We start from the raw sequence: 17,211 nt of genomic DNA, 5'->3' as shown, positions 1-17,211 counted from the left end.
ATTCTATCTTTTCGCATTATCACGCTCGTGCAAGGTGATTCAGCGGCGACGAGGGTGGGTGTCCGGGGCGTCCGATGCTGACAGCGCCGTCAGCTCCGTGTGCCAGCGACGGAGGCGACTGCCCATGACGGTCGGCGTGGTGGAGGCGGCCGCGAGGGCGCGCTCGATCTGCAGCCGGGCATCGACGTACCGGCCGCGACGGAAGGCGGCGAGGGCCCGCGCCTCGAGCACCTCGATCCGCTCCTGCCCCACCGAGCAGCGCGCGGAGCGCTCCTCGAGCGCGGCCCACGCGGCGCCGTCGTCGTCGCGCGTCGCGAGCTCGATCATCGCGCAGAGCACGTCCTCCGAGGGCTTCAGCGCGTCGCCGCCGGCTTGCTCCTGCGCCGCGCGCAGCCGCAGGGCGATCCCGCGGGCGCCCGCCTCGTCGCCCTGGTAGAGGCGCAGGCGCGCGGTCAGGAGCGCCACGGCCATCGGCGCGTGGTGCTCGTCGCAGCGCGGCCCCATCGCCTGGACGGCGCGCGCGTGGGGCGCCGCGGCCTCGAGATCGTCCATCAGATACAGGTACTCGGCGAGGTTGTAGCGGCCGACGAGCTCGAACGCGGGCTGGCCGAGGTCGCGTCCGAGCGCGAGGGTGCGCTCGAGGTCGGCGATCATCCCGGCGCGGTCGCCCTGGAGGGCCCGCGCGAGCGCGCGGTTGTTCAGCGCTGCGCCGAGGTGCATGAGATCGCTGCGCTCCTCGCAGCTCCGGATCACCGCGTCGAGGTCCCGCGCCGCCTCGTCGACCCGGCCGAGGCTGGCCAGGACGAAGCCGAGCATCAGCCGGGCGATGATGTGTGTCTCGTAGCCCTCGTCCCCGAGCCGCGCGGCTTGCTCCGCGGCGCGCGACAGCACCATGGCGGCCTCGTCCTCGCGGTCGTCCCGGTGGAGCGAGCGGCCCATGCCGAGGAGCAGGCGGGCGCCGAGCAGGGGGGAGTCCACCCAGTCGGCGAGGCGCTCGGCGGCCTCGACCCGCTCGCTCGCGGCCCGGTACTCGCCTGTCCAGTCGAGGATCATGGCCTCATCGAGGAGGAGCTCGATCTCCGCCCCTGGCTCCGACGCCTCGGCCGCCTCCTCGCGCGCCGCGGCGAGGTCGGCGAGGGCCTCGGTGTGGCGCCCGAGCCGGAAGCGAGCGAGGCCCCGCGCGTGGCGCGCCGCAGGGAGCAGCGCGCCGACCAGCGCCTCGGCGCGCCCGTAGCAGCCCTCGGCGTCGAGGTAGGCCCGGCGCGCGGCCGCGAGCTCGGCGCCGCGGACGAGCAGCGACGCCGCCCGGGCGGTCAGGCCGCCGCGCTCGCAGTGCGCCGCGAGCACCAGCGGATCGGCCTCGCCCGCGCCCCCGAGCCACTCGGCGGCGAGGCGGTGGCCGAGCGCTCGATCGTCCTCGGTGAGCTGCGCGTAAGCGCCCTCGCGCAGGAGCGCCTGGCGGAAGCAGTACTCCTCCTCGCCGGGGAAGCGGCTCTCGCGGCGGCGGACGCAGAGCTCCCCGGTGACGAGCGCGGCGAGGTGATCCGCGAGCAGCGCGGCGTCGCCGCCGAGCAGGTGGGCGACGGCGCCTCGCCAGAACACCTCGCCGAGCACGCTGGCGGCGCGCAGGATCCGGCGCGCAGGCGGCGGGAGCGCCTCCAGCCGGACCTGCACCATCGCCACCACGGTGTCGGGCAGCGCTTCGCCCCGGCCCTCCGCCGTCGCGCGGATCAGCTCCTCGAGGAAGAAGGGCTGGCCCTCGGACTGGGTGACCAGACGATCGACGAGCGCCCCGTCGGCCGCGCCGCCCAGCGCCTCCCGCGTGAGCTGCGCGCACGCCCTCGGCGAGAGCTGCCTGAGCCAGAGCTCCTGCCGCCCGCGTTCGCCCCAGAGATCGGGGTAGGTTTGCTTGATCTCGGGGCGCGCCGTGGCGAGCACGACGAGCGGCTGGTCCGCGAGCTCGCGCAGCGCCGCGTCGATGGCCGCGACCGAGGCGCGATCGGCCCAGTGCACGTCCTCCAGCGCGAGCACCACCGGCTGGGCCGCGCACTCGGCGCGCAGAAAATCGCGCAGCGCGCGCTGCATCTGCTCGCCGAGCAGCTCGGGATCCTGCCGGGCGGCGCGGAGCGGGAGGCTGTCCTCGTCGGGGAAGGGGACGCCGGCGAGCTCTCCGAGGAACTCCTCGATCCGGCGCCGCTCCGCCTCGGGCGCGCGGCGGGCGACGCGGGCCCGGAGGAGCGCGCGCCGCTCCTCGATGGGCTCGCCGCCCTGGATCCCCGCCGCGCCCCGGATCACCTCCGCGAGCAGGCCGCCGATGGATCCCGCGCGCAGCGGATCCCCGAGCCCCGCCCAGATCTCCGCGGGCGCGCCGGCGCGCCGGAGGGCCGCGAGGTGCTCCTGGAGCAGGCGGGACTTGCCCATGCCCGCGGCGCCGATGACGAGCACCGCCCGGGCGGCGGGCTCGCCGGCGCAGGCGGCGAAGGTCTGCTCCAGCAGGCGGAGCTCGTGATCGCGGCCGACGCAGGGCGTGGGCCTGCCGAGGAGCGGGCGCCACGGCTCGGCGGCGCTGCGCTCGCCGCGCAGCTCGACGGCGCCGGACGCGGTGATCGCGGCCTCGAAGCGGGCCTCGAGCAGCCCGGCGGTGGTCTTGTCGAGGAGGATCTGCGGCGCGCCCGCGCGGCCCGCGCTCCGGAGCAGCCCCGCCGCGCGCTGGATGGCGTCGCCGACCGGCAGGCCGCGCCCGAGCTCACCCCAGCCGACCGTGATCGCGATCGGGCGATCGGGGACGCGCTCCCGCAGCGCCAGCGCGCAGCGCGCGAGCTGCGCGGCGACGTCGGTGGGCACGTGCGGGCGGCCGACGATGAGCACCGCCGTACCGTCGGCGAGCAGCTCCAGGCGCCCCTCGAAGCGGGCGGCGACCTCCCGGAGCGCGCCGGCGTCCGCGTTCGCCTCGCAGAGCGAGAGGGTGGCGTCCAGCGCGGACGCTGACGCGCGGCCGATCACCGCGACGCCGTGGAAGCGGCGCTCGCTGCTGGTGAGGGCGGAGCTCGTCGGTCCCGAGATCGACCCGCCGTGGACCTCCTGCGCCGCGAGCGCGGCGTGGGCCGCGGCCCCGTCACGCGGGCGCCGCGCCGGATCCTTCTCGAGCATCTGCGAGACGAGCGCGTCGAGCCACGGGGGCGCGCCGAGGCAGCGCTCGGACAGGCGCGGCGGATCATCGAAGATGATCCTGGCGAGCAGGGCGACCAGGTGATCGGCCTGAAACGGCGCCGCGCCGGTGACGCACTGGAAGAGCACGCAGCCGAGCGAGAAGATGTCGGCGGGCGCGCCGACCTCATCGCCGCTGCGCGCCTGCTCCGGGGCCATGTAGTCGGGCGTGCCGACCAGCACCCCGGCGCCGGTGATCGGCGCCAGGTCCGGGAGGCGGGCGACCCCGAAATCGAGGAGCCTGGGCTCGTCGACCCGCCCGCCGACGAGGAAGATGTTGGCCGGCTTGAGATCGCGGTGGACGATCCCCAGCGCGTGGGCGGCGCCCAGGGCCGCGGCGACGCGCGCCCCGAGCTCCACGGTCTCGGCGACCGAGAGCCGCCGGCGCGAGAGGAGCCGGGAGAGGTCCTCTCCCTCCAGCCATTCCATGACCAGGAAGGGCGTGCTGTCGCGCGCGGCGCTGTAGGCGACGTACCGGACGATCCCGGGGTGTGCGAGGCGGGCGAGGAGCTCGGCCTCCCGCGCGAAGCGCGCGAGGTGGTGCGGCGACGGATCGTGCAGCACCTTGGCGGCGACCCGCCTTCCGGTGGTGACGTCCCAGGCGCGGTAGACCGCGCCCATGCCTCCGCTCTCCGCGAGCGCTTCGACGCGGAAGCGCCCCCCCAAGAGCTCCCCCGAGCGCACCGCTCAAGGATAGACGGAGAATGCCGTTCGTCCAGCGATCCCCTGGATTCAGGCCGCGGATCCTGCGCGCGCGGCGCCCCGGACGCATCGATGGTTTGCCCCGATTCCGACCCTGGCCGATGCCGGCCCGGGCTCGCCGGGGAGGCGCCGATCGGGAGATCGGCGCTTCTGCCTGGACGTCCCTTACCGAGAGCTCGAGGAGGGGCGCGGCGTCACTTCTCGAGCGTGATCAGACCCAGCTTGTACGGCAATCTTTCGTAAGCCCCTCCGACGTTCGGATCCCTGCCCTGGTAGAGGAATTGCATGTTGCACGCGTTGATGGTCATTCGCTCGTCGCTCCCGGAGCGGACCATCTCACCATGGCTGATGTCGTCGCTCCACTTTCCGCCTTCGAACGTCACGTTGGCAGGGCCGGCGAAGGGCTTCTGCTTGGTGTCCGCCAGGGGAGCCCAGGGGCCGTCGAGGCTCTCGGAGGTCCACGACCTGAAGAAGCGAGGGCTGTTGTCGAACGCCTCGACCATGAGCAGGTACTTGTTCGTGCCATCCACCTTGTAGACGTTGCTGGCCTCGAACAGGAGCCCGTTGGTGGGGGCCGTCATGACGGTTTCGTACCCATCGAAAGCCGGGAATTTATCGATGCTGACCTTGGAGCGGTAGAGCTTCCCGTCGTCCCGCGAGAAGAACAGATGGCAGTTCTTGTCGTCGCAGATGTTCCAGAAGTCCAGCGCGCCAAGGGTGTTCCCCATCTGGCCTGGCTCGCCCTTGAGCAGCGGCTGGGGCCGGCTCCAGCCGTTGACGTTGTTGATGTCGTCGTTGGTCGAGTACCGGCCGTTCCACTGGTAGATGAGGTACCACTTGTTGTGCGGCCGGAAAAAGAAGACCTGGGGCGCGACCGTGCCGCCGGTGGGCCAGTTCGCCATGTGCTGCTGCGTCGCGGAGTTCGCCTGAGCGAAGTCGGTGAAGTTCAGGTACACGGAGCTCCACCCCCCGTTGCCCGCCGTGTCGTACACGGTGGCAAATACGTGGTACTTGCCGTCGTGGAACACGATCGTCGGGTCCTTGATGGAGACGAAGTTGCGACCGGCAGTCGACTTGGGGTTGATCACCGGAGGCCCCGACTTCCACTTGAGCGTGGTGGGCAGGTCGCAGGTCACGGGCGGCGAGCCGCCCGCGCCTGCGCCGCCGCCGCCGTCCCCCGGAGCGCCGCCGCTCCCCCCGGTCCCACCCGTCGGGTCGCCGCCCGTGCCCGGGTCGCTTCCGCTGCTCGTGCTCGTGCTCGTGCCGGGGCCTGATCCACCCGTGCCGCTTGTGCTCGTGCTCGCGCCCGCGCCCGCGCCTGTCGTGCTGCCGGCGCTCGTCGTCGGGTTCTCCGAGCCACCCGTACCACCACTGGACGGCTGCTCGTCCCCCGTGTCGCTGGCGCAACCGGCGAGCGCGGCGAGCACACAGCCGAGGGCAGAGAGGCGAAGGATGGAACGGGAAGAAGTCAGGGTCTGACGGTGCAAATCGAAGGGAGTGATCATGCTGGTCTCCAGAGGGATGCCCGAGCGGGCGGCGAGCTCCTCAGAGCCCGACTGTCAAGGTTGACGCGCACGAGGACGAAGGGCCCGGTGCCGCATGGCGGCCTACCGAGGGCAAAGCGGAGGAATCTCCGAGCCAAATTGTGAGCGCTCACATCTACGGCGTCAATTGAAAACCGGCGCGCGGGACTCGCCGGCCACGATGCCGATCGCCGGAAACTCCTCAGAACGCGCTCCCGGCGTCGCTCTACCAGGCATCGACGATCAGGGCGATTGGCTCGCCCGGTCCGTGCACGCCCTGAATCAGGATGCCCTCCACGTCGGCCGTCTTGGATGGCCCCGTACACCAGACCACGTAGGGGTCGCCGCCGAGCGCGGAGATTTCGGCGCAGAGCGAACGGTGGATGTCGGCGCGGCGAACGATCGCCACGTGGATCCAGGGGGCGAGCGCGCTGCGGCGCGTCGAGGTGGTCGCGTCGTCGAGGATGACGGTGCCCGTCTCGGCGATCGCGTCGGCGGCGCGCGTGATGCCGAGGTCATCGGCGTCGATTCGAGCGCGCGCGAGCGTGGAATCCAGCTCGAACGCGCCGAGCGACCGGGGCGACGTCGCCGGGGGGCGAGCCATTCCGGCAGGATCTGGACCCGACCTCCGGGCGCGAGCGCCGCGCGCCAGACGGTCGGCTGGCTGACGAAATCGAGGAGCTCCCAGGAGCGGGCCGCGAGCCGCCCGGCGCCCCGCGCGGCGGGGCCGCCGTTGCCCGCCGCCGCGCCGGAGCTGCCAGTCGCGAGCCGACACGTCGTTCGCGCACGGGGCGAGCCTGCGCGCGACCTCCGCACGTTCTTGTGTGACCGTGTAGTGAGCGAAGGGGTCGCCTTCGATGCGCAGGGCCGTGCCATCGCCCTGCTCGCTCGCGTAGCGGGCGCGTCCGTTCGTGTCCAGGTAGCGGATGATTTTCATGAGCGCTCCGAGAGGTCCTGCCAGACCTGCCCGCCGGGGAACGTGTGCGCCGCGAGTGAGTCGGCCTTCATGGTGATCGATGTGCCTGGCGCCGTGGGGGCGAGGTAGCGCCCGCCGCGCCGTCGATCATCAGCGTGTGCTCCGGCCCGATCATGTCGCGCACGAGCGCCGTACGCCGCAGGTCGTCCCCGAGATCGAGGCGGACCTTGAGCTTGAAGCGCGAAGACCCCTGCTCGATACCTGGAGGGGAGCGGAGCTACTTCTGGAGCGTCAACATCCCGAGCCTGTAGGGCAACTTGCCGTAATCACCCCCGACTTTCGGATCTCTGCCCTGGTAGAGGAACCGCAGGTCGCACGGGTCGATGGTCATCTTCTCGTCGTGCCCGGAGCGGATCAGCTCGCCGTGGCTGATGTCGTCGCTCCAGTCCTGGCCTTCGTAGGTCACGTTGGCAGGGCCGGCGAAAGGGTTCTGCTTGGTGTCCGCCAGGGGAGCCCAGGGGCCGTCGAGGCTCTCGGACGTCCACGACCTGAAGAAGCGAGGGCTGTTGTCGTACGCCTCCACCATGAGCAGGTACTTGTTCGACCCATCCACCTTGTAGACGTTGCTGGCTTCGAACAGGAGACTCGCGCTGGGGGCCGACATGACGGTTTCGTAACCGTCGAAATTCGGGAACTTGTCGATGCTGACCTTGGAGCGGTAGAGCTTTCCGTCGTCCCGCGAGAAGAAGAGGTGGCAGTTCTTGTCGTCGCAGATGTTCCAGAAGTCCAGCGCGCCGTTCGGCTCGCCTCGGAGCAGCCCTTTGGGCCGACTCCAGCCGTTCATGTTGTTGATGTCATCGTTGGTCGAGTACCGGCCGTTCCACTGGTAGATGAGGTACCACTTGTTGTGCGGCTGGAAAAAGAAGACCTGGGGCGCGACCGTGCTGCCGGTGGGCCAGCTCGCCATGTAGTGCTGCTCAGCGGCGTTCGCCTGAGGGATGTCCGTGAAGTTCGAGTACATGGATTGCCATCCGCCGTTGCCCGACGTGGTGTCGAACACGGTGGCAAACACGTGGTACTTGTTTTCGAAGAACACGATCGTCGGGTCCTTGACGGATGCCCAGCTGCGGCCGGCAGGCGGCTTGGGGCTGATCACCGGAGGCCCCGCCTTCCACTTGAACGTGGTGGGCAAGTCGCAGGTCGGCGGGGAGCCGCCTGCGCCTCCACCACCGTCCCCTGGATCGCCGCCGCTCCCCGAGGCCGACGTGCTCCCGCCGGTACCCGTCGTACCGCTTCCCCCGCTCCCGACGGAGCTCGACGTACCAGTGCTCCCGCCGGTGCCCGTCGTACTGCTGGCGCTGCTGGCGCTGCTGGCGCCCGTCACCGGATTCTCCGAGCCACCCGTCCCATCAGGGGAGGGCTGGTCGTCGGTCGTGCCGCTGCTGCAGCCGGCGAGCGCCGCGAGCACACAGCCGAGAGCAGAGAGACGAAGGAGGGAACGGCACGGAGCCAGAGCGTGGGAGGGCAAATCGAGGTGAGTGATCATGCTAGTCTCCAGAGGGATGCCCAATCGGGCCAGCGAGCTCCTCAGAGCCCGACCGCCAGGGTGAACGCGCATGAGGACGAGAAGCCGGGGCGCATGACGGCCCACCCAGGGCAAAGCAGAAGGATACCCAGAGACCAAATTGTGAACGTTCACATTGCCGGCGTCAATCAAAAACCGGCGCGCGAACCTCCCCCTGGCGGCTCGCGCACACCGGCGCGGAGCACGGTGTGCGCGGCGCATTTTGGCACAAATTCGAGACGAATTGTGCCGCTGTGCCTGTGCGCCAGGCGCGAGGTCCAGAGATCTCGTGCATCTCCGCACCGGCGCACGCGTTGCCTGTACGTGACGGCATGAAGCGCACATCCTCCGTGGTTGCTCTTTCGGTGATGTCTCTCGTCCCCCTCTGCATGACGCCCGCGTGTGGTCCCACAGAGACCTCGTCACCTGGCACCACTGTTCCTGCGGGTTGTGCACTTCACGGATATCGTTCCTGTCATCGACCATCAATGGTTCGAGGTGCGCGCCGGCTCCGACATCACCGGCGCGCTGCTCGCGGGAGGCGTCCGAGGTTCCAACCCGTGGCCCGACACGGACGTTGAACCTTATTTCGCGCCGATCAGGATGGCGATGAGCCCCGAGGAAGGGTGTCCCGAAGAACTTCGAAAGATGTGCGTGGCCCACCGCAGAGGTCGGATCGATTTCTGGATCGACGAGCTGCCAGCCGGCTCGATCCTCGACGGGCACGAAGGTGAGGTGGGCGCGAGCGGGGCCTATCGTGTGATCGTGGGCGCGAGCGTGGATCGCTCCATGGGAGGGGACCCGGACCTCTGCGGCGGTGACGACGCGGAGTACCTCGACGACTTGCGCATCCTGATCGGAGCGAGAGCGCCGGAGCCCTCTGTCGGCGCCCCGTAGGCCGTGGACTGACTACCGTGATCCCGCGGCTGCCACCGGCGCGGCGGCGCGGCCGGGAAGGAGGAAGGCGCAGCCGATCGTCAGGAGCAGCGCCGCGCCGAAGATGGACGTGGCCATCGTGTGCTCGCGGTTCACCACATCGGCCGCCGGGTGGTCGGTGAGGACGAGGCCGAGCACGGTGAGGCCGACGATGCCCCCCATGTAGCGCATCGTCGATGTGAGGCCTGCGGCCATTCCGCTCTTCTCGCGCGGGACGTCGCTCATCGCCGCGGACTGCGACGGCGGGGACGTCAGGCCGAGGCCGGCGCCGAGCATCACGAGCGCGGGGATCGCGTCCGTGAGCGCGCCCAGAGGCCGCGCCGCGAGCAGGAGCATGCCGGCCAGGGCGAGCGAGCAGCCGGCGAGCGCCAGCGCGCGCGGCCCGAAGCGATCGGCGCCGCGCCCCGCGAGGGGCGAGACGACGACCATCGTCCCCATCATGGCCAGCAGCGTCGTGCCGACGTCGCGCGGCCCGACGTGGAACAGCCGCCCCGCCACCTGCGGCAGCTCGAAGATCGTCGCGTACATGGCGAAGTTCTGGAGCGCGATGAGCAGGCTGCCGCCGAGGAACGCGCGCCGCCGGAACAGGGAGAAGTCGATGACGGGGTCCGCGGCGCGCCGCTCCCAGAGCACGAAGGGCACGAGGCCCAGCGCGCCGAGCACCGCGGCCCAGCGGAGGTGCGCTGACTCGAGGCCAAGGACGAGCCCGATGAGCGACCCGCCCAGCAGCACCGAGCCCACGACGTCGAACCGCGGTCGCGGCGCGGCGGGCGTCACGGCCGCGGGGCGCGGCGGCGCGCCGAGGTGCGCGAGCGCGGCGGAGACGAGCAGCACCGGGACGTTCGCGAGGAAGATCGAGGTCCACCCGAAGGTCCCCACGAGCAGCGCCCCGATCGTCGGTCCGGTGCCCGCCGACAGCCCCATCACCGCCCCGAAGGCGCCGAAGGCGCGCCCGCGCACCTCGGGCGGCAGCTCGGTGCGGAGCATGGCCGTCGCGCTCGGGACCACGATCGCGCCCCCCGCGGCCATCACGACGCGCGACGCCGCGAGCACCGGGAGCACCGGCCAGAGGTAGGCGAGCGCGGCCCCGACCGCCAGGAGGAGCTGGCCCAGCCCGAGCGCGCGCCGGTGGCCGAGGCGATCTCCGAGCTTCCCACCGGGGCTCTGCAGGACGATGTTCGTGAGCAGGTAGCTCGTCACGAGCGCCTGCCGGAGCGCGCCGGAGTCGACCCGGAGCGTGCGCGCCATCTCCGGCAGCGCCACGGCGACCATCGTGGAGTTGAGCGGCGCGAGCGCCGTCGACAGGGCGATGGCGGCGAGCAGCCGCACCGGCAGGCGCGACGAAGGCTCAGGCACGGGCGAGCTCGCCCGCGCCGTCCTGACGGTCGCCCCGGCGCAGGAGCGCCACCCGGCCCTCCGTCCCGTCCACGAGGATCTCCTGGCCATCCGTGATGCGCTCGGTCGCCCCGGCAGCCCCCAGGACCGCCGGGATCCCGTACTCGCGCGCGACGATGGCCGCGTGGGAGACCGCGCCTCCGACGTTCGTCACGACGCCCGCGGCGAGCGTGAAGAGCGGCGTCCACGCGGGGTTCGTGTAGCGGCAGACCAGGATCTCCCCCGCCTTCAGCCGCTCGAACTCCCGCTCGTCCCGCACGATGCGCGCCTTGCCGCGGACCACCCCGGACGACGCCCCGATGCCGCGGAGCTCGTCGCCCGAGGCGCCTCCCGCGCCCGCCCCGAACGACCTCTTCTGCCACTCCGCGTTGACCACCCCGTACGTCGCGCGCCGCCGTCGAACGAGCCGCTCCACCTCGTCGAGCGGCGGCGCCGCCCCCTCCAGCCACCCCCGGAGCTCGGCTTCCGTCAGGTAGAAGACGTCGTCGGGGCGCGGCAGGCGCCCGCGCTCGCAGAGGCGACGCGCGATCTCGGCCACGATCGCCTGCAGCGCGGAGAACGGGCGCACCAGATCGAAGTGCGTGCGCTCCCGGAACACGATCGCGCTCCGCAGCCGCTCGAGGGTGCGGCGGAACGCGTCGGGCAGACCGGGCACGAGGCGAAGCGCGCGGGTGACCTCCTCGAGCGCCGCCCGGTAACGCGCGAGCCCGGCCTCCTCGGACGGCGGCTCGGCGACGTCGAGCAGGCCGCGAAGGAGCCCCCACAGCGGCGCGGGATCCTGCCGCCACGTCGGCGCCGAGAGGTACAGACCGGTGCTCTCCCGGTGCCCGTGCTCGTCCAGGAACGCGTCGACCTCGGCCAGGTAGGCCCGGCCGGCCTCCGATTCGCGGAGGGCCTCCGGGCGCCCCTCCCGGATCGCCCCGGCGACCTCCGGCCCGGCGCTCACCGCCCTGCGCGCGAGGTGGAAGATCGCGAGGTTCACGTCGGACGTCCGGGTGCGCAGGCCCGAGACGAGGTCGCGCATGACGGTCGCCGCCCGCTTCGGTCCCACGGCGAGGGCGATCGGGACGCGGAGGGCGATCGCGGCCAGCTGGCTGGCGCTCCTCTCGAACCGCTCGCCCAGGACCGCGGTCGTGGTCTCCGTGATCCGGTCGGCGCGGCGGAGGAGCGCGGCGTCGTCCAGCGCGCGGAGATCGACCGGCGCGCAGGCCTCCTGGATCCGCTTGAACCCGTCGCCCTCCCACCACGCCATCGCGTCGTCGCGCAGGCTGGCCGCGACCTTCTGCGGCAGCCGGAGCAACCGGAGGGTGGGCCGCGCCCGCGGTGGGACGAAGATCGGGCGCCACACCTGGTCGACCCACGCGCGCTCCTCGGCCTCGTCCACGTCGAGCCCCAGGAAGCGCACCATGCGCACGAGCGCGGGGAGCGTCGCCCGGAAGCCCCATTGATCGAGCGGCCTGGGGGCGACGGGGAACCTGTCGTTGTCGTTGGCCTCGAGCATCCTCCGCTGCATGCGGTTGAGCTGCGGGGGCGGAGGAAGGGGCTCGATCTCGGCCGTGCCGAGCGTGGTGATCGGGCGCGACTGGAGGAGGTGAATGGAGCCCCCGGCGAAGGCGAACTCCACGTCCTGCGGGCAGCCGAAGTGGGCCTCGAGGCGGAGCCCGATGCGGCCCAGATCGAGCACCAGCGCGTCGCTCGGCGCCGGACGGCCGGCCTCCCGGCGGTCGCGGTCGTCGATCGCGAGGTCGTTCGTCCCGGGGCCCGCGGCCCCGTTCGGTCGGTCCGGGCCGGGCGCCGCGGCCCCGGCGAACGGCGCGCGTCGCAGGCGGTACACATCGCCGGTCGTGTGTCCTGACACAACGGCCTCGCCGAGGCCCGGGGCGACCTCCAGGAGCATGCGGTCGGCGCGCTGGGCCACCGGGTCGACGGTGAACAGGACGCCGGCGAACTCCGCCGGGACCATGCGCTGCACCACCACGGCGATGTTGACCCCCAGGTGATCGATGCCCCGCGCCGCCCGGTAGCCGAGGGCCCTCGGGCTCCACAGGGACGCCCAGCACCGCCGCAGCGCGAGGAGCAGCCCGTCCTCTCCCGCCACGTCGAGGTACGTCTCGTGCTGGCCCGCGAACGAGGCGTCGGCGAGGTCCTCCGCCGTCGCCGAGGAGCGAACCGCGACCGGCGGCGCGCCGAGCTCGCGGTACGCGTCCCGGACCGCGCTCTCCATCCCGGGCAGCATCGCGCCCCGCTCGAAGAGCTCCGCCGCCTCCGAGGCCGCGGCCTCCCAGCGGCTCGCGGCGAGGTGCGCCGAGAGGCGCTCGGCGAGCCCCCATGCGCGCGCCTGCTCCGCGTACGCGTCAGCGCTCACAACGAACCCGGGCGGCACGGCCAGCCCGAGCTGGATCAGCTCACCGAGGTTGGCACCCTTGCCGCCCGCCCTGGCGAGGTCGGCTCGGGACAGCTGGCTCAAGCGATGAACAAGCATCAGGCATCTCCTTCGGCCAAGAAAGGCTGCTTTCGCCGCGCCGCGCGCTCCCCGGCGCCCGCCCGCCCTCCGGGCAGCGCCTCGCTCGCGCCGACAGCGTCCGCTCGACCGTCACCTGAAAGTCATTGTGACGTCACGAAGTAAGTATCATGATACTTATAAATGGCAAGGCCGCGTAACATCACCGACGCGCAGATCCTCGACGAGGCACGCGCGTGTTTTCTGGAGCACGGCGCGGGCGTCTCGACGACGCTCATCGCGGAGCGGCTCGGCGTCTCGCACGGGGTGCTGTTCCAGCGCTTCGGCACCAAGGAGCAGCTCCTGCGCGCCGCGCTGCTGCCGCCGTTCGAGCCGCCGTGGATGGCGCGCGCGCGGGCGGGCCCGGACGACCGCGACGCGCGGATCCAGCTCCTCGAGCTCGCCGAGGAGCTCTCCGCGTACCTCGAGCGCATCGTGCCGTGCCTCGCGGTGCTCCGCTCGGCCGGCATGCACGTCGAGTCCATGGCCGACCGGCGCGAGGACCTGCCGCCGGTCCGCGCGCGGCGCGAGGTGGTCGCGTGGTTCTCGCGAGCGATCGACCGCGGCCTCCTGCGCCCGGTCCGTCCGGAGCACGCGGCCGACCTCTTCCTCGGCGCGCTGCACTTCCGGCCGTTCCACCAGCACCTCTCGAACCAGGGGTTCGATCGATCCGAGGGCCAGGCCTACGTCACGTTCGCGATCGACGCGATTCACCGGACGCTCGCGCCCGCGGCGGAGCGACCGTGACGCGTGGCCCCGTCACGCCACCGCGCCGGCCGCGTCCGGCAGCAGCGACGGCCAGCTCCGCGGCGGCTTGAACCGGTGGGTCGGCGCGGGCCCGTCGACGATGTGCTCTACCTCGTCGAGGTGACTGCCAGGGAGCAACACCCCGCCCAGCGACTCCCGCACGAGCGGTATCCGCGCCGGATCGAAGCCCATCACCTGCGAGGCGATCGCGTCGACGAGGCCCGGATCGAACCCGCCGAGCAGGAGCCCCGCGTGCACGGGCGTCGCCCCGAGCGGCCCTTCGCCCTCCCCCGCGACGATGCCGTCCACGATCGTCAGGTACCGCCGCTGCGGCTCCCCGCGCAGCGCGCCGCCGCGGTCCGCGAAGAACAGGATGCGGTTGAGATCCAGGATGGTCCGCCAGAGCGTGTTGTTCCCCTCCCAGCTGCCATCGATGACCTTCGGCGGCGCCCCGAGCCGCGGCGCGCGCGCGACGAGCGAGTGATCGCCGGGGAGCGGGAACCGGCTGAGCTTGTTCTCCACCGCGTCTCCGAGACCCTGAGGCCGATCGAACTCGTCGCCGCCGACCGATGGATCACCCTCGGTGAAGTGCGGGAGCCAGTACTTCTCGTTCGTCAGGCCGATCACGCTCTTCAACGACAGCGTGATACCCGTCTTCTTGTGCGTCTTCAGCTTGGGGAGGTTGATGACGACATCCGCGTCGAGGAGCGTCTGGGGAATGCTGTACTCGTGCCGTTGCCCTGCGTGGTGCGGCACCGGCGTCGCGTAATGGCTGCGGTGGAAGCGGAGCGCTGCGCCGCGCGGGGCGCCCGCGGCGGCGAAGAAGCTGCTCGAGCCCAGATCGACGACCCGGTAGCCCCGCGGATCGCCGGGCAGGCGGCGGCGGAGGAGCAGGCCGAGGTTCCAGGAGCGGCCGAAGCGGCGCACGTCGTCGAGCGCGAACACCGGCGCGACGCGGAAATACCGCAGGTCGATGAAATCGACGTCATGCCCCTGGGCCTTCAGGTGATCGATGACGTCGAAGATGCCGAGCGGGCCGGCGACCTTCTCGATCTCGCAGCCCTCGACCGGGGAGTCGACGACGCGCACGCTCCCGCGCGGGCCGGCGGCGCGGAGCGCGTAGTCGAGCACGGGCCGGAGCAGCGAGCCGTGCGTGCTGGAGGCGGCGAGGCGCTCGCCCGTGATCTTCTGGTGAAGGTTCTTCGAGGAGACGAGGTTCGGCTTGACGACGACGCGGTCCCCCGGCGCGATCAGGTCGCCGAGCGGGTTCCACGCGGGCGTGCCGGCGCGGGCCGCGTCGAGGCCGAGCCGGCGGAAGAGCGCCTCGACGGCCTCGTAGACCGGGCTCGGCGGGCCGTAGGGCGCGCTGCCCCCGTAGCTCACGCCCGGCCGAGAGACCGTCACCACGCGGCGGCTCGTCGCTGTCATCGGGAGCCCCCCGGTCAAGCGCCCGGGCCGCTCAGGCCGGACGAGAGGATCTCCGCCGGCGCGGCGCGCTGGAAATCGACGTTGAGGCGCGAGACGCTCGCGAGGTGCTTGCCCGTGCGGACGAGCGCGATGTCGTCGGCGAACTCGACGTCGATGCGCATCCGCTCGCCGAGGTGATGGCGGAACGTCGCGAGCACCTCGTCCAGGACCTGCTGCGAGAACCGCCCGCCCTTGACCACGCGGAAGGTGATGGCGTCGCGCTCCTCCTGCACCACCTGGAAGCGCTTGATCGCGTAATCGAACTCCTTGAGGTAGTGCGCGAAGAACGTGCCGGGCAGATAGCGCCCGTCCGTCCCGCGGATGATGGACTGGACGCGCCCCTCGATGCGGCCGACGCGCGGCGCCCCGCGGCCGCAGGGGCACGGCGCGGACGGGGACATCGCCTCGGCGAGATCGCCGATGCGGTAGCGGACGAACGGCATGCAGAAGTTGTTGAGATCGGTGATCACGACCTCTCCGATCTCCCCCGGCTCGGCGGGGCGCCCGTCGCGCAGGACCTCGACGATGTACCCCTCGGCCACTACGTGGTGGCCCTCGTGCGCGTCGCACTCGTACGCGATGCCCGAGAACTCGCGGCTGCCGTACTTGTCGAAGACCTTGCAGCCGAACGCCTCCTCGATGAGCCGGCGGCTCGGCAGCGGCAGCGTCTGCGCGCTCGACATGATCGCGCGCGGCCGGGCCGCGACCTTTCCGGTGCTCTTGACGTAATGGGCCAGGAAATCGAGCGCCTCGGCATAGCCATCCATGAGCACCGGTCGCGCGCCGGCGATCCTCGCGATCATCTCGCCCAGGTTGTCGTCGGAGAGCTCGAAGATCGGGATGAACGTCCGGTTCGACAGGACGGCGTCCGCGCGCTCGCGGGCAGCCTGCCACTTCGTCATGCCGATCGTCTGGTGCCAGAGCCGCACCGTGGGGTCGCCGAAGCGGTAGCCCGTCCACTCCTGCGCCCGGAGCGTCGCCGCCCAGCGGAACTCGAGCTGAGCCCGGTCCGCGTAGCAGACGAAGGGCTCGCCGGTGGAGCCGCTCGTCGTGATCTTGAGGACCTGCGACTTGTCGTGGTTCTCCGACATGATGTCGAAGTAGAGGTGGCGCCGGATATCCGCCTTGGTGAGGAACGGCAGCTTGTGGAGGTCTTCCTGGCCGCGGATGTCCTCGGGCCGGAGCTTGAGCTCCTGCATGCGAGCGCGGTAGTAGGGCACGTTGCGGTAGCAGTGGCGGAGCAGCCGCCTGAGCTTCTCGTCCTGGAGCTCGCGGGTCTGCGACGGCGTGAGCCACTGCGTCCTGCGCAGCGTCTCGTAGTAGTGCTCGACGTCGCGCGTGATCATCCAGTGGGTGTGGTTGAACGCGGCCAGGTACGCGCGCCACCTGGCCGTGGAGAGCGGGTCGCGCTCCGGCGAGCGGTCGACAACCGGGTTGCGGCGGAGGTACTGCGTGGCCACGTCCGGCGGGATCCGGTCCACGCGGTACTCCCACGCGGCCTTGCCGAGGTCGTAGAACGATTTGACCACGGCGCGCGCCGCGGCCTGGTCGAGGAAGGAGACGCCCTGACGTCGCTGCTCGAAGAGCGTCTCGACCTCTTTGTACGAGTAACCCTTGGCGTGGGCGGCGACCAGGATGAAGGACTGCCAGTAAAAATAGCTGCCCTTGTACGTCAAGAGATCCTGGAACACCTCCCGTGCGCACATCACGAAGCCGCTCTTGTTGTCGTGGAGCGACATGCCGAAGGTGGTGTTCAAGAGGTGGTTGAGCCCGCGGCTCAGGTGGTACCGGCGGTCCCTGCGGCGCCCGACGGCGCTCCGCCAGCCCTGGACGACATCGACGCTGTGCTCGTAGAGCTCGCGCCGGAGGCGCAGGAGGTCCTCGGGCTGGTACTGGAGATCGGCGTCGATGGTGGCGACGAGCTTGCCGCGCGCGGCGGCGGCGCCGGTGCGCCACGCCGCCGTGATGCCGCGGTTCTGCGGGTGGAAGCACCCAACGACGAGCCCCGGGTGCGCGGCCATGAGCGCGCGGATCGTCGTGGCGGTGCCGTCGGTCGAGCCGTCGTCGACGAGGATGAGCTCGCCGGTGAGCGCCCCTGCGCTGAAGACGCCGAGGATGCGGTCGGTGAGCTCGGGGATGTTCAGCTCCTCGTTGAGACAGGGCACGAGGACGGAGAGCTCGATCGGCGCCGCCGGAGCGAGCTCGGTTCGGGGTTCGGACATGGTGTGTTCGCCTATCTTGCCTTGAAGGAGAC

At 71.6% G+C, this 17,211-nt stretch carries 10 protein-coding genes and 1 pseudogene; 2 read left to right on the top strand and 9 right to left on the bottom strand.

Translation table 11 applies throughout. The features are described 5' to 3' along the window. Window positions 1-39 precede the first annotated feature (39 nt). From WME97_RS42305 to WME97_RS42285, 5 genes and pseudogenes are all read right to left on the bottom strand, one after another. Entirely contained in the window at window positions 40-3,891 is a 3,852-nt protein-coding gene (locus WME97_RS42305; protein ID WP_437546379.1) for a serine/threonine-protein kinase, read from the bottom strand. Between the two features lie 212 nt (window positions 3,892-4,103). Next, entirely contained in the window at window positions 4,104-5,414 is a 1,311-nt protein-coding gene (locus tag WME97_RS42300) for a non-reducing end alpha-L-arabinofuranosidase family hydrolase (RefSeq protein ID WP_437546377.1), read from the bottom strand. A 244-nt stretch (window positions 5,415-5,658) separates the two neighbouring features. Continuing rightward, window positions 5,659-6,036 (bottom strand): LUD domain-containing protein, encoded by a 378-nt coding sequence (locus tag WME97_RS42295; protein WP_437555599.1) that lies wholly within the window; start codon window positions 6,034-6,036, stop codon window positions 5,659-5,661. Between the two features lie 210 nt (window positions 6,037-6,246). Continuing rightward, window positions 6,247-6,369 (bottom strand): annotated as a pseudogene (locus WME97_RS42290) (Rv2993c-like domain-containing protein); the annotation flags it as partial. Window positions 6,370-6,625: 256 nt separating this feature from the next. Next, window positions 6,626-7,816 carry a non-reducing end alpha-L-arabinofuranosidase family hydrolase gene (locus WME97_RS42285; protein ID WP_437546375.1) on the bottom strand — a complete coding sequence of 397 codons (1,191 nt, stop codon included), beginning with the start codon at window positions 7,814-7,816 and terminating at the stop codon, window positions 6,626-6,628. 546 nt (window positions 7,817-8,362) lie between these two features. Between WME97_RS42285 and WME97_RS42280 the strand changes: the two genes are divergently transcribed. Continuing rightward, on the top strand, window positions 8,363-8,809 hold the full coding sequence (locus tag WME97_RS42280) for a hypothetical protein (RefSeq protein WP_437546373.1): 447 nt from the start codon (window positions 8,363-8,365) through the stop codon (window positions 8,807-8,809). A gap of 12 nt (window positions 8,810-8,821) precedes the next feature. Here WME97_RS42280 and WME97_RS42275 read toward each other — a convergent pair whose 3' ends face one another. Next, complete coding sequence (locus tag WME97_RS42275) at window positions 8,822-10,204, bottom strand: MFS transporter (RefSeq protein WP_437546371.1); 1,383 nt, start codon at window positions 10,202-10,204, stop codon at window positions 8,822-8,824. After that, window positions 10,197-12,725, bottom strand: coding sequence for a PEP/pyruvate-binding domain-containing protein (locus WME97_RS42270; protein WP_437546369.1), 2,529 nt, complete (start codon window positions 12,723-12,725; stop codon window positions 10,197-10,199). The genes WME97_RS42275 and WME97_RS42270 overlap by 8 nt, the downstream gene beginning before the upstream one ends. A gap of 162 nt (window positions 12,726-12,887) precedes the next feature. On the opposite strand from WME97_RS42270, the gene WME97_RS42265 reads away from it, so the two are divergent. After that, window positions 12,888-13,490 carry a TetR/AcrR family transcriptional regulator gene (locus WME97_RS42265; RefSeq protein ID WP_437546368.1) on the top strand — a complete coding sequence of 201 codons (603 nt, stop codon included), beginning with the start codon at window positions 12,888-12,890 and terminating at the stop codon, window positions 13,488-13,490. Window positions 13,491-13,502: 12 nt separating this feature from the next. Here the strand turns inward: WME97_RS42265 and WME97_RS42260 are convergent, their stop codons facing one another. Both WME97_RS42260 and WME97_RS42255 read right to left on the bottom strand, forming a co-directional pair. Beyond that, window positions 13,503-14,918 (bottom strand): DUF362 domain-containing protein, encoded by a 1,416-nt coding sequence (locus tag WME97_RS42260; RefSeq protein ID WP_437546366.1) that lies wholly within the window; start codon window positions 14,916-14,918, stop codon window positions 13,503-13,505. Window positions 14,919-14,932: 14 nt separating this feature from the next. Continuing rightward, window positions 14,933-17,179 carry a glycosyltransferase gene (locus tag WME97_RS42255; RefSeq protein WP_437546365.1) on the bottom strand — a complete coding sequence of 749 codons (2,247 nt, stop codon included), beginning with the start codon at window positions 17,177-17,179 and terminating at the stop codon, window positions 14,933-14,935. Window positions 17,180-17,211 lie beyond the last annotated feature (32 nt).

The organism is Sorangium sp. So ce367 (assembly GCF_051520455.1).
In the GTDB taxonomy this organism is placed as follows: domain Bacteria; phylum Myxococcota_A; class Polyangia; order Polyangiales; family Polyangiaceae; genus Sorangium; species Sorangium cellulosum_B.
This window is presented reverse-complemented; position numbering and strand designations above follow the sequence as displayed.

Coding starts and splice junctions, on each gene's coding strand:
- WME97_RS42300 (WP_437546377.1), bottom strand. CDS start 5,414: ATGATCACTCCCTTCGATTTGCACCGTCAGACCCTGACTTCTTCCCGT.
- WME97_RS42295 (WP_437555599.1), bottom strand. CDS start 6,036: ATGGCTCGCCCCCCGGCGACGTCGCCCCGGTCGCTCGGCGCGTTCGAG.
- WME97_RS42270 (WP_437546369.1), bottom strand. CDS start 12,725: ATGCTTGTTCATCGCTTGAGCCAGCTGTCCCGAGCCGACCTCGCCAGG.
- WME97_RS42265 (WP_437546368.1), top strand. CDS start 12,888: ATGGCAAGGCCGCGTAACATCACCGACGCGCAGATCCTCGACGAGGCA.
- WME97_RS42260 (WP_437546366.1), bottom strand. CDS start 14,918: ATGACAGCGACGAGCCGCCGCGTGGTGACGGTCTCTCGGCCGGGCGTG.
- WME97_RS42255 (WP_437546365.1), bottom strand. CDS start 17,179: ATGTCCGAACCCCGAACCGAGCTCGCTCCGGCGGCGCCGATCGAGCTC.